Origin of the sequence: Polaromonas sp. CG_9.5 (genome assembly GCF_035984465.1) — a bacterium.
Classification (GTDB): domain Bacteria; phylum Pseudomonadota; class Gammaproteobacteria; order Burkholderiales; family Burkholderiaceae_C; genus Polaromonas.
This window is the reverse complement of record NZ_JAXCHR010000020.1, coordinates 18,870-45,548: the sequence shown is the minus strand read 5'-3', so window position 1 is coordinate 45,548 and position 26,679 is coordinate 18,870. Positions and strand designations below refer to the sequence as shown.

Sequence of the window (26,679 nt, the reverse complement as noted above, 5' to 3'; positions counted from 1 at the left end):
TTGTCCATTTGCCCTGCCGGCCCATCGGTTGCGGGGTTGATGAGTTGGTTTTTTCGCCGTCTTATTCACCTATCCTCTTGCTTGCTTGCTTTCTGTGTGCCGTTTTTTGTACTTACCTTCAAGGAGTTTTCTGATGAACAAGTCTCTTTCGACCCTCGCCGCTGCCCTGGCGCTGGCCGGCCTGGCCGTGTCGGCCCACGCCGCCAAGGACGTGGTCGTGGCAGTGCAGTCCAATTTCACGACCACCGACCCGTACGACGCCAACGACACGCTGTCGCAAGCAGTGGCCAAGTCCTTCTACCAGGGCCTGTATGGCTTCGACAAGAGTCTGAAAATGGTGCCGGTGCTGGCCGACAGCCACACCGTCAGCAAGGACGGCCTGGTCTACACCTTCAAGCTGAAGTCGGGCGTCAAGTTCCATGACGGCACAGCGTTCAACGCCGAAGCCGTGAAGGTCAACTTCGACCGCGTCACCAACCCCGAGAACAAGCTCAAGCGCTACACGCTGTACAAAAACATCGCCAAGACCGAAGCCATCGACGCCACCACCGTGCGCGTCACGCTGAAAGAGCCGTTTTCGCCCTTCATCAATACGTTGGCGCACCCGTCAGGCGTGATGATTTCGCCCGCCGCGCTGGCCAAATACGGCAGCAAAGGCATTGCGCAAAACCCGGTCGGCACCGGCCCGTTCAAGTTTGTCGAATGGAAATCCACCGACTACCTGAAAGTCGCCAAGTTTGACGGTTACTGGAAAAAGGGCTACCCGAAGATCGACAGCATCACCTGGCGTCCGGTGGTGGACAACAACACCCGCGCCGCCATGATGCAAACCAACGAGGCGCATTTCGCCTTCCCGATGCCGCCCGAAGCCGTGGAAACACTGTCGAAAAAAGCCAGCCTGGAAGTGATCAAAGCGCCGTCCATCATCCACCGCTACATTTCGATGAACACGACGCAAAAGCCCTTTGACAACCCGAAGGTGCGTGAAGCCATCAACTACGCCATCAACAAGGATGCGCTGGTCAAGGTCGCTTTCTCGGGCTACGCCATTCCGGCCCAGGGCGTGTTGCCGCAGGGCGTCGAATACGCCACCAAGCTCGGCCCCTGGCCGTACAACCCGGCCAAGGCGCGCGAGTTGCTGAAGGAAGCGGGCTACCCGAACGGTTTTGAAAGCACGCTGTGGTCGGCCTACAACTACACCACGGCGCAAAAGGTGATCCAGTTCGTGCAGCAGCAGCTGGGCCAGGTCGGCATCAAGGTGCAGGTGCGCGCGCTTGAAGCCGGCCAGCGCGTCGAGCTCGTCGAAAGCGCACAAGACCCCGCCACCGCCCCGGTGCGCATGTACTACGTCGGCTGGTCGTCATCGACCGGCGAGGCCGACTGGGCGATGCGCCCACTGCTGGCGTCCGAGTCCGTGCCGCCCAAGATGTTCAATACCGCTTACTACCAGAACCCGGAAGTCGATGCCGACATCGCCAAGGCGCTGGTCACCACCAGCAACACCGAGAAAGCCAGGCTTTATGGCGACGCGCAGCAGCGTATCTGGAAAGACGCGCCCTGGGCCTTTCTGGTCACCGAGCAGCTGTTGTCGGTGCATGCTCGCAACCTGACCGGCTTTTATGTGATTCCGGACGGCAGCTTCAACTTTGACGAAGCCGAACTGAAGTGATGCCCCCACGCTTGTCACTGCGTGTACTGCGCTGCCCCCCGAGGGGGCCGCTGCGCCTGCGGTCTGGCAAAGCCAGTCCCGCGGCCCTGGCTGGTGGGGGAGTGACGCTCCCATGCTTGTCGTGTTGCGTCCTGCGCTGAATCCAGGGTCGTTTTGAAATGATCGTCTATCTCATCAAGCGCCTGCTGGGCCTTTTGCCGACGTTGCTGATCGTGGCCGTGCTGGTGTTCCTGTTCGTGCATCTGTTGCCCGGCGACCCGGCGCGTCTGGCTGCCGGGCCGGACGCCGGCCCCGAAACCGTGGAACTGGTGCGCCGCGACCTGGGGCTGGACTTGCCGCTGCCGCAGCAGTTCGTGCGCTTTTTCAGCCATGCGCTGCAAGGCGATTTCGGCCTGTCGATCCGCACCAAGCGGCCCGTCGCCACCGAGATTGCCGAGCGGTTTTTCCCGACGTTCTGGCTCACCCTGGCGGCGATGGGCTGGTCGGTGATGCTCGGCTTGATTCTGGGCATGGTGTCGGCCGTCTGGCGCAACCAGTGGCCGGACCGGCTGGGCATGACGCTGGCGGTGTCGGGCATTTCCTTTCCGTCGTTTGCACTGGGCATGCTGCTGATGCAACTGTTTTCCGTCCAGCTGGGCTGGCTGCCCACGGTGGGCGCAGACAGCTGGCGTCACTACATCCTGCCGTCAATCACCTTGGGCGCCGGCGTGGCGGCGGTGATGGCGCGGTTCACGCGCAGCTCCTTCATCGACATTTTGAAAGAAGACTATGTGCGCACCGCGCGCGCCAAGGGCCTTTCGGAAACCACGGTGGTGGTCAAGCACGCGCTGCGCAATGCCTTGATTCCGGTCGTCACCATGATGGGCCTGCAGTTTGGCTTTCTGCTGGGCGGCTCCATCGTGGTTGAGGTGGTGTTCAACTGGCCCGGCATGGGCCGGCTGCTGGTCGATGCGGTGGAAATGCGCGACTACCCGGTGATTCAGGCGCTGGTGCTGCTGTTTTCGCTTGAATTCATTCTGATCAACCTGGTGGTGGACGTGCTCTACGCCATCATCAACCCCACGATACGGTTCAAGTAATGGCGAATAGCGAGCCCCCACCAATCCCTGCACTGAACCTGCCTCCTGCCGAAGCGGTGCGCACGCCGGCTTCCGAATTCTGGCGCAAGTTCAAGCGCCAGCGTGTGGCGGTTATTGCGGGCATCTTTGTGCTGGCGCTGATCCTGGTGGCGATTCTGGCGCCGTGGCTGGTGCCGTTTGATGCCGAAAACTTCTTCGACTACGACGCGCTGAACAACCCGCCTTCGGCCAAGCACTGGTTTGGTGTCGATGCGCTGGGCCGCGACATTTTCAGCCGCATCCTGATGGGCGCGCGCATTTCTCTGGCCGCCGGTTTGATCTCGGTGGCCGTGGGCGCCTTGATCGGCACCGCGCTGGGCTTGCTGGCCGGTTATTACGAAGGCTGGTGGGATCGCATCGTGATGCGCATGTCGGACGTGCTGTTTGCCTTTCCGGGCATCTTGCTGGCCATCGGTATCGTGGCGATTCTGGGCAACGGCATGATCAACGTCATCGTCGCGGTGGCCGTGTTCAGCGTGCCGGCTTTTGCGCGGCTGGTGCGCGGCAATGTGCTGTCGCTCAAGCACCAGACCTACATCGAGGCGGTGCGCTCCATCGGCGCACCCGACTCCGTCATCATGCTGCGCCATCTGCTGCCAGGCACGATTTCATCGGTCGTGGTTTACCTGACCATGCGCATTGGCACCTCCATCATCACGGCGGCCAGCCTGTCGTTTCTGGGCCTGGGTGCGCAGCCGCCCACACCCGAGTGGGGTTCCATGCTCAACGAAGCGCGCGCTGACATGCTCAACGCGCCGCATATTGCCCTGTTCCCGAGCCTGGCGATTTTCCTGACCGTGCTGGCCTTCAACCTGCTGGGTGACGGGCTGCGCGATGCGCTCGACCCGAAGCTCGAAAGCCGGTAACCGCGCGCCCATGCCGTTACCCGTTCCGCCCTACATCGGCCAGTTGCCGCCGGGGCCGCGCCACGCCATCACCGACGTGGCCGGCGTCACGGTGGGCCACTGCACGCTGGATGCGGGCAACGTGCAAACCGGCGTGACCGTGGTGCGGCCGCATGGCGGCGACCTGTTTCATGACCGGGTGCCGGCGGCCAGCGTGGTCATCAACGGTTTCGGCAAAAGCATCGGCCTGCTGCAAATCGAGGAGCTGGGCGTGCTCGAAACGCCGATTGCGCTGACCAACACCTTCTCGGTCGCCAGCGTCGCCAGCGCGCAAATCCGCCAGTGCCTTGCCGCCAATCCTGAAAGCGGCCGCAGCCTGGCGACCGTCAATCCGCTGGTGTTTGAATGCAACGACGGCTTCCTGAACGACATCCAGCGCATGGCGATTACCGAAAGCCATTACCTGCAGGCTTGGGCGGCGGCGGGCGCTGAAGTGGCAGAAGGTTCTGTCGGTGCGGGGCGCGGCATGTCGAGCTTTGGCCTGAAGGGCGGCATCGGCACGGCGTCACGCCAAGTGATTGCTGGCGACACGGGCTACACCGTGGGGGCGCTGGTGCTGGCCAACTGCGGCCGGCTGGCGCAACTGGTGCTGGCCGGACAGCCCGTCGGTGCGCAACTGGCCGCGCCAGATATCGCGGCAGCCCCGGAGCCTGAAAAAGGCTCCATCATTTTGCTGATCGCCACCGACGCGCCGCTCGACGCGCGCCAGCTGCGCCGACTCGCCCTGCGCGCCGGTGCCGGGCTGGCACGCACCGGCTCGGTTTTCGGCCACGGCAGTGGCGACATTGCGCTGGCGTTTTCAACCGCCTTTACCGTGCCGCAAGACCCGGCGCGCGCCATGCCGGCCATCGCCCTGCTGCATGACGCGCTGCTCGACCCGCTGTTTCAGGCGGTGGCCGACAGCACCGAGCAAGCCATCATTCATGCCCTGTGGCGCGCCCAGGCCGTCACGGGCCGCGACGGCCATCACCGCGCCGCGCTGGCCGACCTGCTGCCGCGCTGGCCCCTCGTTTAATCGTTGATCTGCCTGAAGGCCCGCATGAAAATTCTGATTTCTACTGACATTGAAGGCGTTGCCGGCGTGTTTCACCCCGAACAGGTACGCGCCGGCAACCCTGAATACGAACGCGCCCGCCTGCTGATGGCGCACGAAGCCAATGCGGCCATCGCCGGGGCTTTCGATGCCGGCGCGACCGACGTGCTGGTCAATGATTCGCACGGCGGCTTTCGCAACATGCCGCCCGATGTGCTCGACGCGCGCGCGCAGGCCGTGATGGGCAAGCCGCGCTATCTGGGCATGATGGCCGGGGTCGACGACGGCGTGGATGCGGTCTGCCTGATTGGCTACCACTCGCGCGCGCAAGGGCGCGGCATTTTGGCCCACACCATCAACAGCTTTGCCTTTGCCGGCGTGTACTTCAACGGACAAGAACTGGGCGAAGCCGGCATTTATGGCGCGCTGGCCGGTGAATTCGGCGTGCCGGTGGTGATGGCCAGCGGCGACGATGTGTTCATCGAAGAGCACCGCCCGCTGTTCCCGCACGCCACTTTTGTGCAGACCAAGCGCGCCACGGGCCAGACCAGCGGCATCAGCCTGTCGCCAGCGCAGGCGTGCAGCGCCATTCGCGCCGGCGTGGCGCAGGCGCTGGCCGTTCGCGCCCAGGCCAGCGTGTTCGTGCTGCCCGGCCCGATCCACGTGCGCATCCAGACCACCTCGCCCGCCATGGCCGATTTGTTTTGCCAGTGGCCGCTGTTGCAGCGGCTTGACGGCGTTCAGGTGGCGTTTGAAGCCGATACGGTGCAAAGCGCGGTGCGCATGACCAACTGCCTGTCGGCCATGTCGTCGATGCTGCGTTGACGGGAAAAGTCACCTTGTCCGCCCGGCGTAGCGCTGTGCAGCATGAAATACGTATCAAAACCGTGCCTGGCGCAGGCTGCATGGGCGCAAGCAGCTATCAATAAATGAGTAACCTCACCCTTGAACCCACCCGCCTGCAGGGCTTCAGTTAAATTAGCTTTCTATGTTGCCTTCTTCTCCCCCTCGTCAAGCCAGCCTTCCCGGCTTTTCTGCCCAGGAATTCCGCGCCTCGCTGGCGATGTTTGCCACCGGCGTGACCATCGTCACGGCCCGCACACCCGCCGGCGAGCTGATCGGCCTGACGGCCAATTCCTTCAATTCGGTGTCGCTGAACCCGCCCCTGGTGCTCTGGAGCCTGTCGCAGGGCGCCAGTTCCATGTCGGCCTTCAGCACCGGTTCGCACTACGCCATCAACATCCTGGCAGCTGACCAGAAAGAGCTGGCCGAACGCTTTGCCAGCAGGCGCGCCGACCGCTGGCTGGATGTGCCGTTTACCGACAGCCCCTGCGGCGCGCCGCTGCTGACCGGGGCCGCCGCCACTTTTGAATGCTTCAACCGCAGCCGCTACGAAGAAGGCGACCATGTGATTTTTGTCGGCGAAGTCGAGCGCTGCAGCCACCGCGCCGGCGCCGCGCCGCTGCTGTACCACGGCGGCAAGTTCTATACCGAGCATCCGTTGTAATTTCATTCACCGTTGCCTTTGAAAACGACCGTTTGCGTGACCTGGGCGTGGTGGCTTGGCCCCGTCATCGCCGGGCCAGCGCAGGCATCGATTGCCGCGCTGTGCTCTTGATGACGATGACCCAAGCCTCTCGAACGAGACGACACCTGACCTGCCTGCGCCCTGACCGGCGCGCCCCAACAAGCACCCTTACCATCACGCCATGACCCCGCCGCGCAAAGCCCATCTCGACACCCTGGCCGTTTCCCTGTTGCTGGGCTGCTGCCTGTTCTGGGGCCTGCAGCAGGTACTCATCAAGGCGACGATTGCCGAGATACCGCCGATGTTCCAGGCGTCGCTGCGGCTGGTGGGTGCGACTGCGCTGCTCTGGCTGTGGTGCGCATGGCGGCGGATTCCCCTGTTCAGCCGTGACGGCTCGCTGGCGGCGGGCTTGCTGGCGGGTTCGCTGTTTGCCACTGAATTTGCCTGTATTTACCTCGGCCTGCAATACACCAGCGCCTCGCGGCTGACGGTTTTTTTGTACACCTCGCCGTTTTGGGTGGCGGTGTTGGTGCCGTTTTGGGTCACGTCGGAAAAGCTGCGCGGCCTGCAATGGGTCGGGCTGCTGTGCGCTTTTGTGGCGGTGGTATTTGCGCTGCGCGAAGGTTTTTCAGCCGGCACGGTATCGACCGCGCACGGCGACTTGCTGGGGCTGGCCGCCGGCATGTTCTGGGGCCTGACGACCGTTGTGATCCGCGCCTCCAGCCTGAGTCGCATCCGGGCCGAAAAACTGCTTTTTTACCAGCTGGCGGTCAGTGCAGCGGCTTTTCCGGTGGCGTCGCTCGCGCTGGGCGAAGCCTGGGTCTGGCACTTCAGCCCTTTTGGCTTGATGTCGCTGGCGGTGCAAACGGTGATTGGCGCTTTTGCCAGCTACCTGGCCTGGATGTGGATGCTGGGCCGCTACCCGGCGACGAAGATTTCGGTGTTCGTGTTTTTCACGCCGCTGTTTGCGCTGTTGTTTGGCGCGGCCTGGCTGGGCGAAAGCGTCACGCCCGGCCTGCTGGGGGCGCTGGCCACGGTGGCCGTGGGCATCGTGCTGGTGAACCGCAAGCCAGCCGAAAAATCGCAACAAGCCCGGTTGTGACGGGTTGACGGTCTCTGGCCGCTCAAACGCCTTGAATTTAAGGCTATTTAGGCCGATTGCGCAAGCAGGCCGGGCGCAAGCAGCTATTTAATCAATAGCAAAAATGTGCCTGACAGGCCACAATTTTCGCCTCAATTTACCTGCGCGCCAGCCGCAGAGCGGGTTAACCGGGTTTGCGCCGGGCGATGTTCTTGCGCCAGCTTCATCCAGGCCAGCACCGGAGCGCTCATGCGGCTGGCCGGCATGAGCGCCCAACCGCAAAAAGGCAGCGCGCCCTCCAGACACAGCCGCCCTCGGATCTGCGCCGATGGCTTCAGCGCTTCTGCGCCTTGCCCGCCTTTACTTTACGCCGTGCTTGGCCTGCCATTTTTTCATGAAAGCAATTTCGGTTTTCTGAGCCTTGATGATGTCGCGGGCCAATTTCCGCATTTCAGGGTCTTTGCCGTACTTCAGCTCGACTTGCGCCATCTCCACAGCGCCCGCATGGTGCGGAATCATGTGCGCGACAAAATCCTTGTCGGCGTTGCCGGTGTACGGCTGGTCCATGTTCTTCATCATCTTTTCGCTGCCCTGCTGGAAGGCTTGGGTCGCGGCGCTGGCGGTGGCATCGGGCGCCTGCTGCATGCCCGAATGTGGCATGGGCATGGGCATGGGCGTGGGGCTGGCGGTCTGCGCGTTGGCGCTGAAACTCAGGGCTGACAGGGCGATGCCGCTGCAGGCGCAAACGGTGCGGATAAATTGGGCTTGATTCATTTTTGAAGTCCTTCAACGGTTCATGAACGGTTTCACGCCTGTGCAGGCGTCCTGAATGGTGAAGCTTGCCACGGGGGCAAGGTCAAGCACTGCTACGGTAATCACCCCGCACCCTTTGCAGGCTTTCAATGGCGCGCGACTGCGCGCTGGACAAGCGGCACGGCTTGATGCAAGCTTTCCCATGAAATCCAAAAAACCACCGCACCGCCCGGCCCCGCAGCCGCAAGAAATCGAGCTCAAACTGGCGCTGCCCACGACCCACCCGTCGGGTCTGGCCAAACTACTGGCGCGCATGCCCGTGCTGGCGCGCCGCAAGGCCGTGCAGCTTCATTTGCACAACATCTACTTCGACACACCCGATCAGCGCTTGCACCAGCAACGCATCGCCCTGCGGCTGCGGCGCAAGGGCAGCGCTGCCAAGCCGGAGTGGCTGCAAACCCTGAAGATGGGCGGCCGCAGCGACTCAGCCCTGAGCCAGCGCGGCGAATGGGAGGTGTCCGTGCCGGGCGCGGAACTGTCCTGGCGCGCGCTTGACGCCACGCCCTGGCAAGACCTGGATGCGGACGGCGCGCTGTTCGATACGCTGGTGCCGTGTCTGGTCACCACCTTCACGCGCACCGTTTGGGAAGTGCGCCGGCGCGGCGGCAGCGTCATCGAGGTGGCACTCGACATCGGGCAGGTCACAGCGGGTGGCAAAAGCACGCCGATTTGCGAGCTGGAACTCGAGCTGCTGGCCGGGCCACCGGCTGCACTGTTTGAGGTGGCGCAACAAATCGCCCGCACGCTGGCGGTGTTGCCGCTGAACATCAGCAAGGCCGAGCGCGGTTACGCCTTGCTGGAGGACGCATTAGATCGGCCGCTGCGCGCCCGGCCGCCGTGCTTGCGCGCCGACATGCCGGTGCCGGTGGCCGCGCAGCAGGTGCTGCGCGAAATGTTCAGCCAGTTCACCAGCAACCTGCACACGCTGCGCACGTCGGATGACCCGGAAGTCGTGCACCAGGCCCGCGTCGGCTGGCGGCGCTTTCACAGTGCGTATCAGCTTTTCAAACCCGTTCTGGCGCTTGATGCCGTACCCGACTGGCAAGCGCTGAAACCGCTGCTGGCGCTGGTGGGAACGCTGCGCGATCTGGACGTGGCCCGCACCGACACCCTGCCGCCGTTTGCTGACGCGTACACCGCCGGCGACTCGGCCAGAGAAGAACGCTGGCAGGCGATGCACCTGGCATTGACGCACGCCGCCACGCGCCAGCGCCAACAGGTTCGCCATGCGCTTGAAGTGCCTGCCGTCGGCGCTGCGCTGCTGGCCATCACGCAATGGCTGGAAACGCTGGCAGATTTGCCTGAAACCAGCGAGGCGCTGAAACCCGAATTGCGGCACTGGGCCAGGCAACGCATCGCCCGTCTGCACCAAAAGCTGAAACGCGCATTAAAGAATGTTGACGATCCGCAAAGCCAGCACCGTGCCCGCATTCTTTCCAAACGGCTGCGTTACGGCATTGAAGCGTTGCAGCCCCTTTTGCCAAAACGGCCTGCCCGGCGCTGGCACGCGAAAGCCGTGGCGCTGCAGACCGACATGGGCACAGCGCGCGATCTGCTGAACGCCGCCGCGCTGGCCGCCCACCCCGGCAAAGACGCCGGGCTGGCGGAGTTTTTGCGCGGTGTGGCCGTCGGGCAGCAAAGCCGAAAGTGACTTGACGCGGATCGGCGTGGCTTGATGCCCGCAAGCGACGGCCTTACTGCCTTGCCGTGTCCGCCAGCCGCTTTTGCGCAAACGCCACATACCAGTCGAGGCAAGCCGGATTGGCCATCGCGTCGCGGTTGACGACTTTTTCCAGCGGCTGGCCGAGCAGCAGTTTTTTGATCGGCAGTTCCTGCTTTTTGCCCGACAGCGTGCGCGGGATTTCAGCCACCAGAAAGATGCCGTCGGGCACGAAGCGCGGACTCAGCGCCGTCCGCACGGCGTGGCTGATTTTTGCTTTCATCGCCGCATCCAGCGCCGCGCCGTTTTGCAGCACCACGAACAGCGGCATGTAGCTGTCGCGCCCCAGGTATTCCAGATCGACCACCAGCGAATCGAGCACTTCAGGCAAGGCTTCGATGGCGCTGTACAGCTCGCTGGTGCCCATGCGCAGGCCGTGGCGGTTGATGGTCGCGTCGGAGCGGCCATAAATCACGCAGCCGCCTTCCAGCCCGGCGTCAATCTTCAGCCAGTCGCCATGACGCCAGACCGCGCCCGCTTCTGGCCCGGCATCGCCGCCGCCGGGCTGGCGGCCGTGGCCGGGCGGGTACATGTCGAAATAGCTCGCCAGGTAACGCGCGCCGCTGTCGTCACCCCACAAAAACAGCGGCATCGACGGAATCGGCTGGGTACAAACCAGCTCGCCGACTTCGCCGATGACCGGCTGGCCGGTTTCACTCCATGCCTCGACGGCAGCGCCCAGCATGCGGCACTGCATTTTTCCGGGTGTCTGCGGCAGCTCGCGGTTGCCGCCGATGAACGCGCCGGCAAAGTCGGTGCCGCCTGAAATATTGCTCCACCAGATACCGTCGCTGCGGCCCTGCGCGCGGCCATCGACGCCCGCCTCAGCCATAAAGCGGGTTCCCCATTGCTGCACCTCGGCGCTCAGCGGCGAGCCGGTGGAACCGAGCGCGCGAATGCGGCTTAAATCCCCGCAGCGCACGGGCGTGACGCCGGCCTTCATGCAGTTGGCATAAAAGGCCGCACCGGCACCGAAGAACGTCACGCCGGTGTCGGCTGCAAAGCGCCAGAGCGTGGTCCAGTCGGGTTGCTCGCGGCTGCCGCCGGGGTTGCCGTCGAAGATCACGCAGGTGGTGCCGCCCAGCAGGCCGGCCAGCTGGGCGTTCCACATCACCCAGCCGGTCGAGCTGTACCAGTGGTAGCGCTCGCCCCAACTGTTGGGCGCGTAACTGCAGCCCACATCGTTGTGCAGCGTGCCCAATTGCAGTTGCACCAAAATCATGCCGCCGTGGCCATGCACGATAGGTTTGGGCAGGCCGGTGGTGCCGCTGGAGTAAACAATCCACAGCGGATGGTCAAACGGCAGCCAAAGCGGCTCGAAATTTGCCGTTTCAGCATCATCTCTAGCTGTAGCGCTTGTCCAGCGTGCGCAACCAGCTACTAAAACCGTAGCATCCAGATTTCCCAGCAGCAGCGTGTGCTGCACGCTGGGCAGTGCGGCGCGCAACTCGGCCAGCACGCCCAGGCGGTCGTGGTCGCGCCCGGCATGCGTGACGCCGTCGCAGGCAATCAACACCTTGGGCGCGATTTGCTTGAAGCGGTCGAGCACCGCATGCGTGCCCATGTCAGGCGCGCAAACGCTCCAGACCCCGCCAATACTGACCGTGGCCAAAAAGGCCACCAGGGTTTCAGGAACGTTGGGCAAATACGCCGCCACGCGGTCGCCCGGCTGCACGCCCTGAGCTTGCAAATGCAGCGCCAGCGACGCCACTTGCCGGCGCAATTCAAGCCACGAAAGTTCGCGCTGCTGGCGCTTTTCGTTGTTGCTGACCACCGCAGGCACACCGGCGGCATGGGCCGCATCGGCGTGGCGCAGCACCTGCCGCGCATAGTTGACCTGCGCGCCCGGAAACCACTGCGCGCCGGGCATGGTGTTTTTGGCCAGCGCCGCGCTGTGCGGCGTGGGCGACTGCAACGCAAAGTAGTCCCAGATGCTTTGCCAAAAAGCGTCCAGGTCAGTGGTCGACCAGCGCCAGAGCGCGTCGTAGTCGTCAAACACCAGACCGCGCTGGTCGCGCAGCCAGTCCTGGTAAAGGCGGATTTGGGGAATGAAGGGGGCTGTTGCTGTTTCGCGCATGCCTTTTGTCTCCGGTGGCTTTTTAAAGCTTGTCAGCGTAGCAGCGTCAGGCCGCAAAGGCTGTCGCCTGTTTTTAATCCCGCTGGGCTGACAGCCGCACCGTGACGCGGTGGTCGATGTTGTGCATCTATTGCCCAATGACAATGGCGAAAGCTACTTATCATCTGCAAAACTTCAATGCTGCTGTGAGTGGCAAATAAAAAAATGCAAAAAATCTTCTTTATGCGAGTCGCTGGGATTTATGAATCGTCCGGTGGCAACAAGGAATACGCCAGCCTTTACAACCCGTATTAGCAGGTTCGCCTGTCAACGCCTTCTGCACTTACGCGGGCGTCGGTGTATGCACTCGGCGGCATCAACCCAGGCCTGTCGGTCTTTGCACAATGAAAACAATTCAACGCCTTATTTCCCTATCACGTGCCCACCTTGCCTGCCTGCTGCGTCTGCCGCACTGGCGCATGACCACGCTGATGCTTTGCCTGCTGGCACAGGGCTGTTCGCCCCAGGCCGAGGGGGCAGTTTCCGGCGCGTCCGCCAACAGTGGCGGCAACCCGGTGATGATCGTGCGCGAAAAACGCCACGACTTTCCCGAGAAACTTGCCGCAAGCATGCGGGAGATTCAGGAGCGCTGCTTGGCCGGAAAATCGGCTGTGGCTGCTGCGCAGGGTTGGGCCTTTGACGCGGCCAAAGAGCGACTGACGGATGCAGAAATCGCCCTGCTGGACACAGAGCGCACCGAGGAATACTTCGACGGCAAAAAGTACGCGAAAGTGGTCTCCGGCGGTCTTTACGATGCGTCCCGGATTTCAGTTGAAAAAGGCGGCACCTGCAAACTCCAGCCGCAGCCCTTCAAGTCGGTCGAGATCCAGGACGGTGCGTGCAATTTTGTGAGCATCGAATACGACTTCGCCAAACGCACAGGACTTAAAACAGAAATCAAGGACGCCTGCAGCCCACCGGAAGCCGCGCCCTTGCAAAGCGGCGAAGCTGTGCCGGTGCCGGGCACATCGGCGCAATGCAAATGGACACCGGGCAGCGGTGCGCTGCATGTCCCGGAATGCACGCTGGTGCCGTCTGCCTTGCATGCGGGCACAGGTCGACCGCTGGTGGCGATTCGCAAGATGCCTGAGTCACTGCGCCAGTCCGCCACGCCCCTGCCAGGCATGGACGCATTGAGTACGCAAAGCCTCACCAGCACCGAACACGCTGTCTCCATCAGTATGGGCACCGCTATTGCGGCAGAAAAATTTCAGGCCCCAGCCGACAGTGCAGCCTTTCCGTCAGCGCAATGACACGCAGGAAAACGCGTGAAAAAGCAAATGCTTCTGGCACCTATTGCCGCAACACAGGCCAGGTCACGGTTGAATTCCTGGTGGCGTTGCGGGTCATGGTGCTGCTATTTTTCGGGATGTATATTTCGCCCGCTATTCAGACGTGAAGCATTCCGCCATTCCCGCTTTTTACCCCGATCTCGACCCATAACGGCGTGATTGCTTACCGGGACGGCACCGCGCAGATCAATCCCGACACTGGCCGTGTGCCGCTCTGGAGCGATGTTGAATACAAGCCGTTGCTGCGTAAATTTCCCGATGCCAGGCGGCGCAGGAACGCTTGACGAGCAGCGCCAGCGCCGCCAGGGCGACATCACCGCACTGGAATCCGAACTCGGGCGGCTCAAAAAAAGCCCTTGACTGACGCCAGCCTGTCCAGCTTCATTGCTCTGCAGAACCCTGGTTAAATGCTTCGGGAGGCGTGGTCTGGGCGGCACCGGGCGGGCTGGGCAGGCGCGCATTGCTGCGAAGGCTGAGGTGCTCCTTCATCGCCGCCGAAACCGCGAAAAGCAACACATGGGGCCGCACGACCGGCTTCATCACGAAACGAAAAATCTGCACCTGCTTGATCATCTTGTTGATGAGTTCGCTGTCAGCTGTGCTGGTCAGCATCACCGTCTGCACCAGCGGCTGGCTCAGCGTCAGCATGCGCAGAAACGGCCCGTTGTATTTGCTGCCAACATGTGCTTCGCAAATGACCACGCCGACGTCTTGCTCTTCAATGACTTTCAGCGCCTCGGCCACATCGGCCGCGCCCTGCACGGAGTAGTCACCGGCAAACATCTGCATGATCTCCAGCCGGTCGACTTCGCTGCCCACCAGCACCAGCAAAGAAGGTGCGGCAGCCCCATTGACTGCTTGCGCCACGGGCCCGACCTGATCACGCGGGGGCAACGCGGGTTTGCGCTTGAGCGCCATCTCGCGCAGGCGTATCGACAGCTCGCACGCTTCACGCACGCTGGTCTTGATCTCGGCGATGTTCCAGGGTTTGTGCATAAAGCGGAAGATGCCGGTTTCATGGGCCGAGCCCGCAAGCGTTGCCAAATCCGCATGGTCAGACAGCAAAATGCCCAGCGTGGTCGGCGAACGCTGGCGAACGATGGACAGCAATTGGGCGCCTGACATGCCCGGCATCTGCTGATCCGCAACGATGACCTGAATGTCGTGTGTGGCAATGATCTTTAGCGCTTTGCTGCCGCTGGTTGCCGTAAACACCTCATAGCTCAGCTGAAACAGCCGCTGCAGGAGATGAATGCTGTGCGGTTCGTCATCGACTAAAAGTAGCTTGGACTGGGTCTGCATTTTTTGATTTTCACCTGATTTTCTTGTTCGCATCCAGCGGGCCCGGCGCACGCGCAGCAAGGCCACAGAATGCCATGCCCGTCGCGCTGGCCTGCCAGGTTTGAGTCAATCCAGTGTCATGCGACCAGACGCCCATCCACCAGCTCGATCAAGCGGTCGCAGCGCGCCGCCAGACGCGGGTCGTGCGTGACGATCAGGCAGGCGCTGCCGTGGTCCTGGTTGAACTCGCGCAGCAGGCCGAACACCTCGTCAGCCGACACCGTGTCGAGGTTGCCGGTCGGCTCGTCGGCCAGAATCAGGCGCGGCTTCAAAGACAGCGCCCGTGCAATCGCCACGCGCTGCTGCATACCGCCCGAGAGTTCGCCGGGGTGCTTGTATTCCGCACCCTTCAGGCCCACCCTCGCCAGCAAATCGCGCCCGTTGGCTTCAGCGGCTGCCGTGGCCGTGCCGTGGGCAATGATGGACGGCATCAACACGTTTTCCAGCGCGGTAAAAGCCGGCAGCAAATGGTGGAACTGAAAGACAAAGCCGATGGTTGCGCCACGCAGCTTCGTCAGCCCCGCGTCGTCAAGCGCGGTGGTCTGCTGGCCGGCGATTTCCAGCGTGCCCGATGTGGGCCGCTCCAAGAGGCCGATGATGTTGAGCAGCGTGCTCTTGCCCGACCCCGACGGCCCCCGCAGCGCGACAAACTCAGCCTGTTGCAAGGCGATGGAAATACCGTGCAGCACCTCGGTCTCCACCTCGGTGCCGACGTTGTAGCTGCGCCGGATGTCGGTGAGGCGCAGGATGGGGGTGCGGGATGTGGTCACTCTGTAAAGGGTTTTCTGCCGATGGCGGCGCTTGACGTTTGAATCTGGCCGTTCGGTGTTGATCGAACTCAGTTCAGCGGCTGTGCAGCTTTTCCTGCAACCACACCTTGATGAGCGACTGGTAGGGCACGTCCCGCGCATTGGCCGCCACTTTGATGGAGTCGAGCAAATGCTGGGGCAAGCGCAGGGAAATCGTCTTGGTGGTGGGTTTGAGATGGGGCAGCGAAACTTTCTTCGCTGCCGCCCAGTTTAGATGTTCGGTGGAATCGTGCGATTCCCAATACGCACGCTCCTCGGCTTCGTTGACAAACGCCGGAATGGCTTTAGGCTGCTTGTTCATAAATCGCTCGCTCCTTTCTGTGCATGTCTCTGGCTGAAATAACACGGATCAGCGAACCCGCTTGGCGCAGCGTGAACGTGATGTGGACCGTACGTCCCGCATCGGTCTTGCCCAAGGCATGAAGGCGGGGCTCTTGCTGGCTATGGGCACCATCTTCCAGCAGCAGCAAGGGCGCGTTGAAAAAAACCTGCTCAGCTTGCGCCATGGATACGCCATGCTTTTCGTTCTTGCGCGCGTTGCCGTCGTCCCAGTTGAACCCGGTGATCTTGTCGAGATCAATCATTTTTGTATATTACTGTCATGTACGGGTTTTAGTTGACTAACGAGCTCCAGACGGCATCCCAAGCGCAAGTTCATTCTCGCAATTTGGGGAAATTAAGCACTTTTTGCATGCCCGCCTGGGCGGCTTGTCGCGCGCTACATGCCGCGACGCCCTTGATCCAAAGGCATCCGCCCTTTTTAGCGCAACAGGGTGGCAATACACCCCGTCAGGGTCTCAGCTCAGCGGCTGTCGCGCTTGGCCTGCGTGCGGCGCCCTTGCGAGCTTTGGTGGGCATTGATCGCTTTGTTGGTCGGGTCTTGCTTCAAGGGCGAGGCGCGCTTGGCGGCGGGGACGATGTCGAGCGGCGCATTGACAGGAGGCGCGCTGGTCTTGTCGCCCGCTGTGGGGGCTTTTCGTGAAGGCGCTTTCTCGGAACGCTTGGCCGGCTTGCCGGCTTGGTCATGCTGAGGTGTCGCCATGCTTTGTCCTGCCTTGTCTGCAGAAGTGCTGGCATCGCTGCCCGCTGAAGCATTGGGCTTTTCGGTTGCAGCACGCTTTTTGGGGCTGACAGGCGGTTTTTCTGTCTTGGATGCTTTGGGTGCGGTGGCAGTGGCGGTGCTGGCGGGCTTGGATGCCTTGCCAGCGACTGTAGCCTGTGCGGCTGCGCCAGCACGCGGCGTCTTTTTGACAGCCGCCTTCACATCCTGGCTTGCGGAAGTCCTGGCTGCAGCTTTGCCAACGGGCTCTGTATCTTTGGTTGTGCTGCTGTCACGTCCTTGAAGCAAAGTGACGCGCGCTTCATAGCGCTCCAGCACTTCCTGCAGGATGTCAGCCTTGCGCTTGGTGCGATCGTTGTCGCTGCCGGTGACTGCACCCGGGGTACTGGTGCGCACGGTCACGGTCTGGCGCTGGTACAGGTCGCGGTACTTGTCGCGCAGTGTGCGGGTGCGCTTGACAGCACCAGACAGCTTGGCGGGTGTCAGGCGCTTGACGGGCTCGGTGCGGCTCTGCTCGAAAAGCTCCAGCTCGGCAGCGTTAAGCAGTGGGCGTGCCTGGGTAAGGGTGTAGGCCATGGTGTGAGATCTCCTTGCGATAACAAAAAAACAATGGCGCCTCGCAACGACAGTCGAAGCACACCAATAACCGTAACGTATCTTGCCGCCATGCGGTGTCAGACAGCAGCCCGGGCTACCAGTCATGTGCATCGCCTGAAAGCGGATGCATGCAGGTTTGATGAGATGGCCGTTTTGATTTGCGCGAGTTGGACATGTTCTCGTCAAGAGATAAAAATCATGGCAAACGGTGCAGATCGTTTGGACAGATGCGGTATCACATCAACCTTGCAAGCCTTCGCTCTTTCAATCCCAACGCGGCAGATCAAACAGCGTGCTTCACTGCAACACTGACCTCAAGCCCGAATCGCCTGCACCGGGTCCATGCGCGCTGCACTGCGGGCCGGAATCGCTGCCGCTGCCAGCCCCACGCCGCAGGCCACCACGGACGCCATCAACACCAGCATCGGGTCGAGCTGCGCTGAAAACAGCGCGCTGCCATCGGGGCTTTTGAAGATGTGCGAGAACACGACCAGCAGGCCGAAAGCCAGCGCTGAACCGAGCACGGATCCAGCCAGTCCGACCAGTCCGCCCTGCAGCAAAAACACCGTCATGATGCGCCGCCGGCCGGCGCCCATGGCGCGCAAGATACCGATTTCGCGCTGCTTTTGCACCACGCTCACCACCAGCACGCTGGAGATACCCAGCGCGACGATGATGACGACGAAGCTGCGGATCAGGTTGTTTGACACGGTCTGGTTGCTCAGCGCCGTCAGCAGGCCGGCGTTGGTTTGCATCCAGCTGTCCACCGTCAAACTGGTCTGCGCGCGCACGGCGTCGGCGACCTGGTTGGCGTTGAACAGGTCGGTCACGGTCAGGTCGATGTTGGACACGCCGCCGGGCAAGTCCAGCAGCGTTTGCGCCAGTTTCAGCGTGACGAACACCCAGCGCCGGTTCAGGTCGCGGTTGCCCATGTCAAACAGGCCGGTGATGTCCAGCGTTTCGCTGCGGCCATTGGCGCTGGTCACGCGCAGCTTGTCGCCAACGGTCACGCCCAGATCGCTGGCCAGGTCAACACCAATCAGCGTGTTCGTGCCGGTCACGTCGAATCGCCCGCGCGTCATGTAGTCGTCCATGCGCACCACGCGGCGGTAGGCGTCGGGTTGCACGCCGAGCAGGGCCACGCTTTTGTTGCTGTTGCCCCGGCTGGCAAACGCCGGGCCGCTGACTACGGGCGACACCGCCAGCACGCCGGGGGTGGCAGCGGCCAGCGCAGCGATGCGCTCCCACTGGTCCACCGAGCGCAGGCGCTGGTCGCGCGGCTGCACGGCGGCGGCCACTTCGCGATCGGCGCTGGGCGTGAGCACGCGCCGGGTGACTTCTTCCAGCGGGCGAATCACCACATGCGCTTGCGAGCCGAGCACGCGGTCGATGATGGTGCTTTGCAACTGGTTGATAAGCTGCGTGAGAAAAATGATGACGGCCACGCCGCCCGTCACGCCGGCCAGAATCAGCACGCTTTGCATGCGGCCTTCGCGCAAAAAGCGCAGCGCCACCAGCAGCTCGAAAGGCATCCAGCGGGTCTGGCCGCTGAGCGCGGGGCGGTGGTGACGTGATTTGCGCGGCGTGCGGGCTTTGAACATGGCGGCGATTGTTTGAATTAACGAACCATGCCGGCCGGAATCTCAAAGCGCTTCTTCTCGGCCGCATCGGGACCGGGCCGCACGCGGTCGCCGGGCGCGGCTTTTTCGGTTTGCGGAATCACCTGTTCGCCTTCGGCCAGGCCCTTGACGATTTCCACCGCGCCCACGCCGCGCAGGCCCAGCGTGACCGGCACGCGCACGGCGCGGCCATCCTGCAGCGCCAGCACCCAGGGCGCTTCGCGGTCGGCGTCACGCACCGCGCCCGAAGGCAGCACCAGCGCGTCTTGCTTCACGCCGCCGACCATCTCGACCGACACCGTCATGTCGGGCCGCAAAAACGCCGGCGCATTCGGCACGGCCAGCCGCACCTCGACCGTGCCGCGCTGCGGATCGATGGCCGGGGCGATGTAGTTGAGCTGCGCATCGAACGACTGGCCGGGGTAGGCGTCGGCCACGGCCTTGGCGGCCATGCCCATTTTGATCAGGCGCAGGTTTTTTTCATCAACATTCGCGTCGATGCGCGTGCCGCCTTGCGCGGCCAGCGTCAGCAGCACGCGGCCCGGCTGGGCCATCGAGCCGGGCTCGACGCTGCGCGTCAGCACGATGGCATCGACCGGGCTGATGATGCTGAGGCGGGCCAGCCGCGCCTCGGCCACGCCGACGGCGGCTTGCGCTTGGTCGATGCGCGACGCGGCCAGCGTGTGCTCAATGCCGCTGGGCTGGTTGGCCTGCGCTTGCACGCGCGCTGATTGCAATGCGCTTCGCGCCGTGTCGAGCGCGCGCCGGGCGTCGTCAAGCTTTTGCCGCGAGAAAAAGCCTTGCGCCACCAGTTCCTGCGCACGCTGGTATTCGCGCTCGGCGGCGGTGAATGCGGCGTCGGCCTGCACCACCGCCTGGCTGGCGACCGGCGCGGCCACCATGGCCTGCTGGGTGGCACGGCCGCGCGCTTCAATCAACGCGGCCTTGGCCTGCTGCAGCGCGGCGCGCGCTTCGGCGTCCGCCAGGTGCAGCAGCACATCGCCGGCCTTGACGCGGTCGCCTTCGCGCACCCGTACGTCCAGCACCGTGGCGGTGACTTCAGCACCAATGTCCATGCGCGCCGGGGCGTTCAGCCGCCCGGTGGCGACCACCGATTGCACGATGCCGGTGCGCACCACGGGCGCCAGTTGTACGGGTGTGCCGCGCCGGCTGGCCAATAGCGCTGCGGCGGATACGGCCACGACCAGCAAGGCAGCCATGCTCCATTTGACGAGAGGTTTCATAGCCTGCAAGCGTAGCAGTTGAAGGGTTGCGCAAGACTGTGCAAGGTCAAGGTTTGTCAACCTGTCATGGCTGCCTCGACTGGACGTTGGCAGGCTTGTGCGCCACACGCCGTTCCATGCAATCCACTGCCTGAACCTGGCGTCTTGAACGCCACAGGCTGGCGGGCTTCAACCGGTTTCTTTGCGCTGCGCTTGTCGGGAAGCGCCAGGCGCGGCAAATTGCCTTTAGCATTGCCCCAATTCAAAAATGGGAGCGATCAATGGGCATGCTGGACTGGACAGAAAAAAGCAGCGCGGTGCTGCTGCAAGGCGGTGTGATCGGGCCGGACGAGCGGCTGCCGTGGCCGCAAACAGCGGTCATGGGCATGCAGCACGTGGTGGCCATGTTTGGCTCGACCGTGCTGGCACCGCTGCTGATGGGGTTTGACCCGAACATTGCTATCTTGATGAGCGGCATCGGCACGCTGATCTTTTTTATCGTCACGGGCGGCAAGGTGCCGAGCTATCTCGGGTCGAGCTTTGCCTTTATCGGCGTGGTGATTGCCGCCACCAGCTACGCCGGCAAGGGGTCAAATGCCAACATTGGCCTGGCGCTGGGCGGCATCATTGCCTGCGGCGCGGTGTATGCGGCGGTGGGCGCTTTGGTGCAAGTGGTGGGCACACGCTGGATCGAGCGGCTCATGCCGCCCGTCGTCACCGGCGCGGTGGTGGCGGTAATTGGCCTGAACCTGGCCAGCATTCCCATCAAGAACATGGCGGCCAGCAACTTTGATTCGTGGATGCAGGTGGTCACTTTTGTCAGCGTGGCGCTGGTGGCGGTGATGACGCGCGGCATGCTGCAGCGCCTGTTGATTCTGATCGGCCTGATTGTGTCCAGCCTGATTTATGCGCTGCTGACCAACGGCCTGGGACTGGGCAAGCCGATTGACTTGACCGCCATCGGCAGCGCCGCCTGGGTTGGCCTGCCGGGCTTTACCGCGCCGGTGTTCAGCGCCAACGCCATGCTGCTGATCGTGCCGGTGGTGATTATTCTGGTGGCTGAAAACCTGGGCCACATCAAGGCAGTGACGGCCATGACCGGCAAGAACCTCGATGCCTACATGGGCCGCGCTTTCATCGGCGACGGCATTGCCACCATGGTGTCGGGCAGCGCCGGCGGCACCGGCGTGACGACGTATGCAGAAAACATCGGCGTGATGGCGGCCACCAAGATTTATTCGACCGCCGTATTTGTGTTTGCCGCGCTGATTGCAGTGGTGCTGGGCTTCAGCCCCAAGTTTGGCGCGCTGATCCAGGCGATTCCGCTGCCGGTGATGGGCGGCGTGAGCATTGTGGTGTTTGGCCTGATTGCCGTAGCCGGTGCCCGGATATGGGTCGATAACCGGGTAGATTTTTCAGACAACAAGAACCTGCTGGTCGCCGCCATCACGCTGGTGCTGGGCACGGGCGACTTCACGCTGAAGTTTGGCCAGTTTGCGCTGGGCGGCATTGGAACGGCCACTTTTGGTGCGATTTTGCTGTACGCGCTGCTGAACCGCAGGCAGTAAGGCGGTTAAAGCCGCTTGCGCTGGCCAGAAAACGGCTTTTTAATACCAAAACGGCCTCTTGCGCAGGCTGTGCCTGCGCTGGAAGCTATTTATTCAATAGCAAGAATCAGTTTTTACAGGCTGTGATGGCGCGTCAAGCGGGTTGCCACTCAACCCTTTTTCGCGGCTGCGGCCTTGCAGTTGCAGTCAACGGTCAACGGTTAACGGTTAACGGTTAACGGTTAACGGCTGGCAGGCTGGCGGGACGAAAAGTCTTTTGAATTGCCCTGTGAAGACGACTCCGGCATCGCGTCCTGCGCTTGCTCCAGCGCACTTTGGGTGGACGCCAGCTGGCGCTCCAGCGCCGCGCGCTTGCTGATTTCGTGTTTCAGCGCTGCATTGACCTGTGCCAGGTCGTCGGCAGAGGCCTGAATCCGGCTTTCCAGTTCGTCGGTTTTCTGCAGCGCTTGCGCCACAACGCCGTTTTGCGCATGGCGGGGCACTTCCTGCTTGAGCACCGTATTGATCAGGCACAGCTCACCAGCGGACTGTCCGACCGTGTCCTGAATGGCGACATTTTGGTCAAGTACACGCTCCAGGGACGTGAGTGAGGCGGATTTGGGCGGGTGTTTAGGCATGGCAGGCAGCAAAGGGGTAAGCAAGCAGCTTAGCAGAGCCCCCTTGTTACGCCAACAGCGAAGATTGTTTTGCCCTTTTTTGCAACAAGCCGCCCGCTGTGTCAACGTTTTCTGGCAGCCGGCGGCGCGGGTTTTTGAGCGTCAGGCTGGGTGCCAAAAATCTTTCCCAAGGCAGCGCCAATGCGCGCACCGATGGCGGTGCCGATCACCGGCAGCACCGCCGTGCCCACCACAGCACCGGCCAGCGCACCGGGGGGCACCGACACCTGGACTTTGTCCAGCGGGCCGCTGAGCTTGAGCGGGATACCAATCACGCCATCGACCAGATCGACCGAAAACTCGGCGTCGATCTTGCGGTTGGCTATGCGCGCCTGGCCCGATGCGCTTAAAGCGCCCGAACTGGTTTTAAGCCGGGTCAAGCTGACCACCATGCCTTGCGCGGTGTTTTGCGTGTCCAGCTGGCCGGTGATGCCGTCAAGGGGAGTTTTGCCGGCATGGTCTTTGCCCAAGCTGCGAATGGCTTTGTCCAGGTCAAACCGCAGCAAGCTGGAGGGGCCCATTTTGAAGGATGTGGTGGTGTGCAGCGACCGGGCCAACTCGCCTGCCGTGTCGCCGCTGGCCGACAAACTGGTGTCGCCCGACGCCTTGCCGCCCACGACAGCGCGCTGGTTCATCGCCCGCAGCGCACTGCTGACTTCAATGCCTTGCGGCTTGAAGGTGCCGCTCAGGCGCAAGCCGCCTTTGTCTTGCGATTTCAGCGTCAACGCGCCGTTGGCCGTGCCGCCGCCCAGATTGATCAGGGCTTCCCAGCGGTCTTCCTGCCCTTGGCGCGTCAGCGTCAGATCGGCTGGCGGTGTGATGTCCGGGCGGCGAATCTGGGCCGTGCGTGGTCGCCAGCCGACATCAAAACCCACTTCTCCGGCCAAAACAAGCCGCACGCCGGTTCGCGAAATCCAGGTCACATCCCGAAAGGCAAATTGCGCCAGCGGCAAGGGGTCAACGGTGAACGTGCCTGGCTTTTGCGCAGGTTTCGGGTCTGGCGACTTTTGCGCCTCTTGCGACCCCGGCTTGCTGCCCAGGGCGCGCAAGGAAAGCTGCGGCAAAACGCCACCGTCCAGTTCGGCGCGCTTTACTTTCAGGCGGCGCTGCCAGAGCGCCGAGGCATCAAGGTAGGTCGTGAGTTTTTTCACTTCAATCGGCTGGGTTTGCGTGGTCACCACGTTTTCAACCGTCACGCGCGCCGAAGGCAGCAGCTGCCAGTGCAACGCGCCGATGCTGACCGGAACGCCCAGCGCCGTTTCCAGCTCGGCAGCGGCGCGAACCTTCAGTTCCTCGTCAGAAGGAATCATCTGCACGGCAACCACCGCCACCAAGCCCAGCACACCCAGGGCAATGCCGCCACCCATCAGCCATCGACGGGCGCGCATCATGCTGTTTCCTGGGTAGGGTTCATGGTTGCAGCTTAAACCGCGCGCAGCGGACGCACCAGCGACAACCCACCCATCGGCTGTAGGTGACTGCCTTATATAGTCAAGGCCATTCATCTTTAAGGGCCCGTCATGCCAATCTGGAAACAAGCCATCTCTGTCGAACTGCTCACCGCCTCAAGCGCCCACACCGCCGTCAGCCATCTGGGCATCGAGTTTCTGGAGGTCGGCGACGATTTCATTCGCGCCCGCGTGCCGGTGGATGGCCGCACGATTCAGCCTTACGGCCTGCTGCATGGCGGCGTGGCGGTGGTGCTGGCCGAAACGCTGGGTTCGTGCGGCGCGGCTTATTGCGCCCCGCCAGGCCAGCGCGTGGTGGGCCTGGACATCAACGCCAACCACCTCAAGGGCACAACCAGCGGCTGGGTTACCGGCATCACCCGGCCCGTTCATATCGGCCGCAGCACGCAGGTGTGGGCCATTGAGCTGCGCAACGACGCCGGCGAGCTGACCTGCGTGTCGCGCATCACGATGGCGGTTCTGGCAGCTCGATAACCATCGAAAAGGCCGCTTGTGCAGGGTGGTCTTGCGGTAGCTGCTATTGGATTCGTAGCGTTTTGTTTGGGATAGTTATTTGTTCGATCGCTGGCTAAAGCTGCATGGGCCGGCTTGCCGGGGTAGCCCGGCGGCTACTCACTTTCTTTGGCTATCGCCAAAGAAAGTAAGCAAAGAAAGGCGACCCCTGCTGTCTGCGACCCCTTCGCTTCGCTACGGGGCACCCTGCGGTGCTCAGTCCAGCCGGGGTCTCGTGCAAACTCGCCTTCGGCTCAAACAAGCACGAGCCCTGATCCGTCTGGCCTTGCGCTCCTCAGCGCAGACAGAAGGGGCTGGGGAATGGAAGGCGAAAACCAATACCGAACAGCCGAAGTCAAAAAGACATCGCGTCCAGTTAATCAAAACCGCTACAAATTCAATAGCTGCTTGCGCCCGCGCCGTATGCGCATCCGGTACTTTTTTCTGATTAACTACGTGCCTCAGCTACTTGCAGCCGTCATTCCCGCGAAGGCGGGAATCCAGTGATCCATGACCAGCGCCGGCTGGATTCCCGCCTTCGCGGGAATGACAGGGGGTAATAAATAAACGTCTGAGGTAATTAGCTCATCAGGCACTTTTTGAGCCCGAATCCGCTCCCGAACCCCTTCCCCACCCCGTTCTGGCTGGGCCTGTGATGAGCGGGAAAAGCGGGATCAGGGCGGCGCGCTGTTTGAGCGCAACGCAGTGATAGCCGAGTTTGCGCCGACCCCCGCTTTTCCCGCTCAGCACAGGTTGCCCGAAGGGCCCCAGCCAGTCGGGTCGCCTTTCTTTTGCTTACTTTTCTTTGGCGATAGCCAAAAGACAAGTAAGTTGCCGCCGGGCAACCCCCGGCCAGCCAGCCAAAGCAGCGCACACAAGACCAAAACCAGCGCCAGTCTTAAAGACAGTTTCCGTTATGAATAACCAACTAAACAGTCGTTCCAAAACCACCCGGTAGCGCCCACAATCCCGAGTCCCAAACACCGCACAAGCATCCAGCCCATGAACTTTCAGCAACTGCGCTCCGTGCGTGAAACCGTGCGATGCAACTTCAACCTCACCGACGTGGCCAGCGCACTGCACACCTCGCAACCGGGCGTCAGCCGGCAAATCCGTGAACTCGAAGAAGAACTGGGCATCGAGCTGTTCGTGCGCGCCGGCAAGCGCCTGACCGGCCTCACCGAGCCCGGCGCCCACGTGCTGCCCATCGTCGAGCGCCTGCTGCTCGAATGCAGCAACCTGAAAAAAGCCGGCGCGGAATACATGGCGCAGCAAAACGGCCTGCTGTCGATAGCCGCCACGCACTCCCAGGCGCGTTATGCCCTGCCGACGGCCGTGCAGGAATTCCGGGCGCAGTTTCCGAACGTAAAACTGCATCTGCACCAGGGCTCGCCCAAACAGGTGGCCGAAATGCTGCTGTCAGGCGAGGTCGATGTCGCCATTGCCACCGAAGCACTCAGCGACTACCCCGATCTGGTCGCCCTGCCCTGCTACCGCTGGACGCATGCGGTCATCGTGCCGCCCGGCCACGACTTGCTGAACGGCCCGCTGACGCTGGAGCGGCTGGCTGCGTTTGCGCTGATTACCTACGACACCGGCTTCACCGGCCGCACGCACATCGACCAGGCTTTCGCGCAGCACCAACTGGCACCCAACATCGTGCTGACGGCGATGGACGCCGACGTGATCAAGACCTATGTGGCGCTCGGTATGGGTGTCGGCATCGTGGCGTCGATTGCCTTTGAGGCCGAGCGCGACACGGCGTTGCGGGCGCTGGACGCGGGCGCGCTGTTCGGCATCAACCTGACCCGGCTGGCGGTGCGGCGCGGCAGCTATTTGCGCAGCTACGTGTACGCCTTCATCGAATCTTTCGCGCCCATGCTGACCCGCACGCTGGTCGAGAAAACCCTGAATGACGGGCCCAGCGACGTGCATTACGACATTTAGCTGTCAGCGCGGTCTCGGCTTCAGGCCTGGTCGTCCTGCGCCATGCGCACCATGCGCTCGCTTTTCCAGTACACGTCGTCGCCGCCGTTCATGCGGTTGAGCACGCGCGACAGCACGAACAGCAAGTCGCTCAGGCGGTTCAGGTACAGGCGCGGCGCTTCTTTCAGTGTTTCGGCTTTGTCCAGTGCCACCACGGCGCGTTCGGCGCGGCGCGCCACGGTGCGGCAGACATGCGCCAGCGATGCGGCGCGCGAGCCAGCCGGCAGGATGAATTCAGCCAGGCGCGGCAACTGGGCGTTGTAGGTTTCCAGCGCCTCATCGAGCAGCGCCACCGCTTCGGGCTTGAGCAGCTCAAAGCCCGGAATCGATAGTTCGCCGCCCAGGTTGAAGAGCTGGTGCTGCACTTCGATCAGCACCGCGCGCACGCCGCCCGGCATGTCTTCGCACAGCAGCACGCCGATGTTCGAGTTCAGCTCATCGACATCGCCCATCGCGTGAACGCGCAGGCTGTCTTTGGAAACGCGGGTGTTGTCGCCCAGCCCGGTGGTGCCGTTGTCACCGGTACGGGTGGCAATTTGTGAAAGTCTGTTGGCCATGATGGAGAGGCGCGCGCAGGCGCAGTT

At 62.6% G+C, this 26,679-nt stretch carries 24 protein-coding genes; 12 read left to right on the top strand and 12 right to left on the bottom strand.

Annotation, left to right across the window (positions count from 1 at the left end; genetic code table 11):
- The first annotated feature begins 133 nt into the window (after nt 1–133).
- From gsiB to RCH06_RS14305, 7 genes are all read left to right on the top strand, one after another.
- Nucleotides 134–1,669: a glutathione ABC transporter substrate-binding protein GsiB gene (gsiB, locus tag RCH06_RS14335; protein ID WP_327082148.1), complete on the top strand. Its 1,536-nt coding sequence runs from the start codon at nt 134–136 to the stop codon at nt 1,667–1,669.
- A 158-nt stretch (nt 1,670–1,827) separates the two neighbouring features.
- Nucleotides 1,828–2,748 (top strand): glutathione ABC transporter permease GsiC, encoded by a 921-nt coding sequence (gene gsiC / locus RCH06_RS14330; RefSeq protein WP_327082147.1) that lies wholly within the window; start codon nt 1,828–1,830, stop codon nt 2,746–2,748.
- Nucleotides 2,748–3,653 carry a glutathione ABC transporter permease GsiD gene (gene gsiD / locus RCH06_RS14325; RefSeq protein WP_327082146.1) on the top strand — a complete coding sequence of 302 codons (906 nt, stop codon included), beginning with the start codon at nt 2,748–2,750 and terminating at the stop codon, nt 3,651–3,653. Before gsiC ends, gsiD begins: the two co-directional genes overlap by 1 nt.
- A 10-nt stretch (nt 3,654–3,663) precedes the next feature.
- The gene (locus tag RCH06_RS14320) at nt 3,664–4,707 is read left to right on the top strand and encodes a DmpA family aminopeptidase (RefSeq protein ID WP_327082145.1); all 1,044 of its coding nucleotides are present in this window, start codon (nt 3,664–3,666) and stop codon (nt 4,705–4,707) included.
- 24 nt (nt 4,708–4,731) lie between these two features.
- Nucleotides 4,732–5,550 carry a M55 family metallopeptidase gene (locus tag RCH06_RS14315; protein ID WP_327082144.1) on the top strand — a complete coding sequence of 273 codons (819 nt, stop codon included), beginning with the start codon at nt 4,732–4,734 and terminating at the stop codon, nt 5,548–5,550.
- A gap of 163 nt (nt 5,551–5,713) precedes the next feature.
- Complete coding sequence (locus tag RCH06_RS14310; RefSeq protein WP_327082143.1) at nt 5,714–6,232, top strand: flavin reductase family protein; 519 nt, start codon at nt 5,714–5,716, stop codon at nt 6,230–6,232.
- A gap of 202 nt (nt 6,233–6,434) precedes the next feature.
- On the top strand, nt 6,435–7,355 hold the full coding sequence (locus tag RCH06_RS14305) for a DMT family transporter (protein WP_327082142.1): 921 nt from the start codon (nt 6,435–6,437) through the stop codon (nt 7,353–7,355).
- A gap of 339 nt (nt 7,356–7,694) precedes the next feature.
- Here RCH06_RS14305 and copM read toward each other — a convergent pair whose 3' ends face one another.
- Nucleotides 7,695–8,108: a CopM family metallochaperone gene (gene copM, locus RCH06_RS14300; protein ID WP_327082141.1), complete on the bottom strand. Its 414-nt coding sequence runs from the start codon at nt 8,106–8,108 to the stop codon at nt 7,695–7,697.
- 181 nt (nt 8,109–8,289) lie between these two features.
- Here copM and RCH06_RS14295 point away from each other — a divergent pair, with 181 nt between their 5' ends.
- Nucleotides 8,290–9,798 (top strand): CYTH and CHAD domain-containing protein, encoded by a 1,509-nt coding sequence (locus RCH06_RS14295; protein WP_327082140.1) that lies wholly within the window; start codon nt 8,290–8,292, stop codon nt 9,796–9,798.
- A gap of 43 nt (nt 9,799–9,841) precedes the next feature.
- On the opposite strand, the gene RCH06_RS14290 is transcribed toward RCH06_RS14295, so the two are convergent.
- Nucleotides 9,842–11,944, bottom strand: a complete 2,103-nt coding sequence (locus RCH06_RS14290) for an acetoacetate--CoA ligase (protein ID WP_327082139.1) — start codon at nt 11,942–11,944, stop codon at nt 9,842–9,844.
- Between the two features lie 383 nt (nt 11,945–12,327).
- Here RCH06_RS14290 and RCH06_RS14285 point away from each other — a divergent pair, with 383 nt between their 5' ends.
- Nucleotides 12,328–13,236 (top strand): hypothetical protein, encoded by a 909-nt coding sequence (locus RCH06_RS14285; protein WP_327082138.1) that lies wholly within the window; start codon nt 12,328–12,330, stop codon nt 13,234–13,236.
- A 420-nt stretch (nt 13,237–13,656) separates the two neighbouring features.
- Here the strand turns inward: RCH06_RS14285 and RCH06_RS14280 are convergent, their stop codons facing one another.
- The 7 genes from RCH06_RS14280 to RCH06_RS14250 all read right to left on the bottom strand — a co-directional run bounded on the left by RCH06_RS14280 (nt 13,657) and on the right by RCH06_RS14250 (nt 19,945).
- The gene (locus tag RCH06_RS14280) at nt 13,657–14,577 is read right to left on the bottom strand and encodes a response regulator (protein ID WP_327082137.1); all 921 of its coding nucleotides are present in this window, start codon (nt 14,575–14,577) and stop codon (nt 13,657–13,659) included.
- Nucleotides 14,578–14,693: 116 nt separating this feature from the next.
- On the bottom strand, nt 14,694–15,386 hold the full coding sequence (locus RCH06_RS14275; RefSeq protein WP_327082136.1) for an ABC transporter ATP-binding protein: 693 nt from the start codon (nt 15,384–15,386) through the stop codon (nt 14,694–14,696).
- A 73-nt stretch (nt 15,387–15,459) separates the two neighbouring features.
- A complete protein-coding gene (locus RCH06_RS14270; protein ID WP_327082135.1) occupies nt 15,460–15,726 on the bottom strand; it encodes a BrnA antitoxin family protein in 267 nt (88 codons plus the stop codon).
- Complete coding sequence (locus RCH06_RS14265; RefSeq protein ID WP_327082134.1) at nt 15,710–16,009, bottom strand: BrnT family toxin; 300 nt, start codon at nt 16,007–16,009, stop codon at nt 15,710–15,712. The genes RCH06_RS14270 and RCH06_RS14265 overlap by 17 nt, the downstream gene beginning before the upstream one ends.
- Nucleotides 16,010–16,227: 218 nt before the next feature.
- Nucleotides 16,228–17,061, bottom strand: a complete 834-nt coding sequence (locus RCH06_RS14260) for a hypothetical protein (RefSeq protein WP_327082133.1) — start codon at nt 17,059–17,061, stop codon at nt 16,228–16,230.
- Between the two features lie 335 nt (nt 17,062–17,396).
- On the bottom strand, nt 17,397–18,683 hold the full coding sequence (locus tag RCH06_RS14255) for an ABC transporter permease (RefSeq protein WP_327082132.1): 1,287 nt from the start codon (nt 18,681–18,683) through the stop codon (nt 17,397–17,399).
- A 17-nt stretch (nt 18,684–18,700) separates the two neighbouring features.
- Entirely contained in the window at nt 18,701–19,945 is a 1,245-nt protein-coding gene (locus RCH06_RS14250) for an efflux RND transporter periplasmic adaptor subunit (RefSeq protein WP_327082131.1), read from the bottom strand.
- Between the two features lie 260 nt (nt 19,946–20,205).
- Here RCH06_RS14250 and RCH06_RS14245 point away from each other — a divergent pair, with 260 nt between their 5' ends.
- Entirely contained in the window at nt 20,206–21,492 is a 1,287-nt protein-coding gene (locus tag RCH06_RS14245; RefSeq protein WP_327082130.1) for a solute carrier family 23 protein, read from the top strand.
- Between the two features lie 221 nt (nt 21,493–21,713).
- On the opposite strand, the gene RCH06_RS14240 is transcribed toward RCH06_RS14245, so the two are convergent.
- Together RCH06_RS14240 and RCH06_RS14235 are read right to left on the bottom strand one after the other, a co-directional pair.
- A complete protein-coding gene (locus RCH06_RS14240; protein WP_327082129.1) occupies nt 21,714–22,109 on the bottom strand; it encodes a hypothetical protein in 396 nt (131 codons plus the stop codon).
- A 101-nt stretch (nt 22,110–22,210) separates the two neighbouring features.
- Nucleotides 22,211–23,539, bottom strand: coding sequence for a glycine zipper domain-containing protein (locus RCH06_RS14235; protein WP_327082128.1), 1,329 nt, complete (start codon nt 23,537–23,539; stop codon nt 22,211–22,213).
- Nucleotides 23,540–23,668: 129 nt separating this feature from the next.
- Between RCH06_RS14235 and RCH06_RS14230 the strand changes: the two genes are divergently transcribed.
- Nucleotides 23,669–24,091, top strand: coding sequence for a hotdog fold thioesterase (locus RCH06_RS14230; RefSeq protein ID WP_327082127.1), 423 nt, complete (start codon nt 23,669–23,671; stop codon nt 24,089–24,091).
- A 1,020-nt stretch (nt 24,092–25,111) separates the two neighbouring features.
- Nucleotides 25,112–26,056, top strand: a complete 945-nt coding sequence (locus RCH06_RS14225; protein ID WP_327082126.1) for a CysB family HTH-type transcriptional regulator — start codon at nt 25,112–25,114, stop codon at nt 26,054–26,056.
- Nucleotides 26,057–26,076: 20 nt separating this feature from the next.
- Here RCH06_RS14225 and RCH06_RS14220 read toward each other — a convergent pair whose 3' ends face one another.
- Nucleotides 26,077–26,652, bottom strand: coding sequence for a cob(I)yrinic acid a,c-diamide adenosyltransferase (locus RCH06_RS14220; RefSeq protein WP_327082125.1), 576 nt, complete (start codon nt 26,650–26,652; stop codon nt 26,077–26,079).
- Between the last annotated feature and the right edge of the window lie 27 nt (nt 26,653–26,679).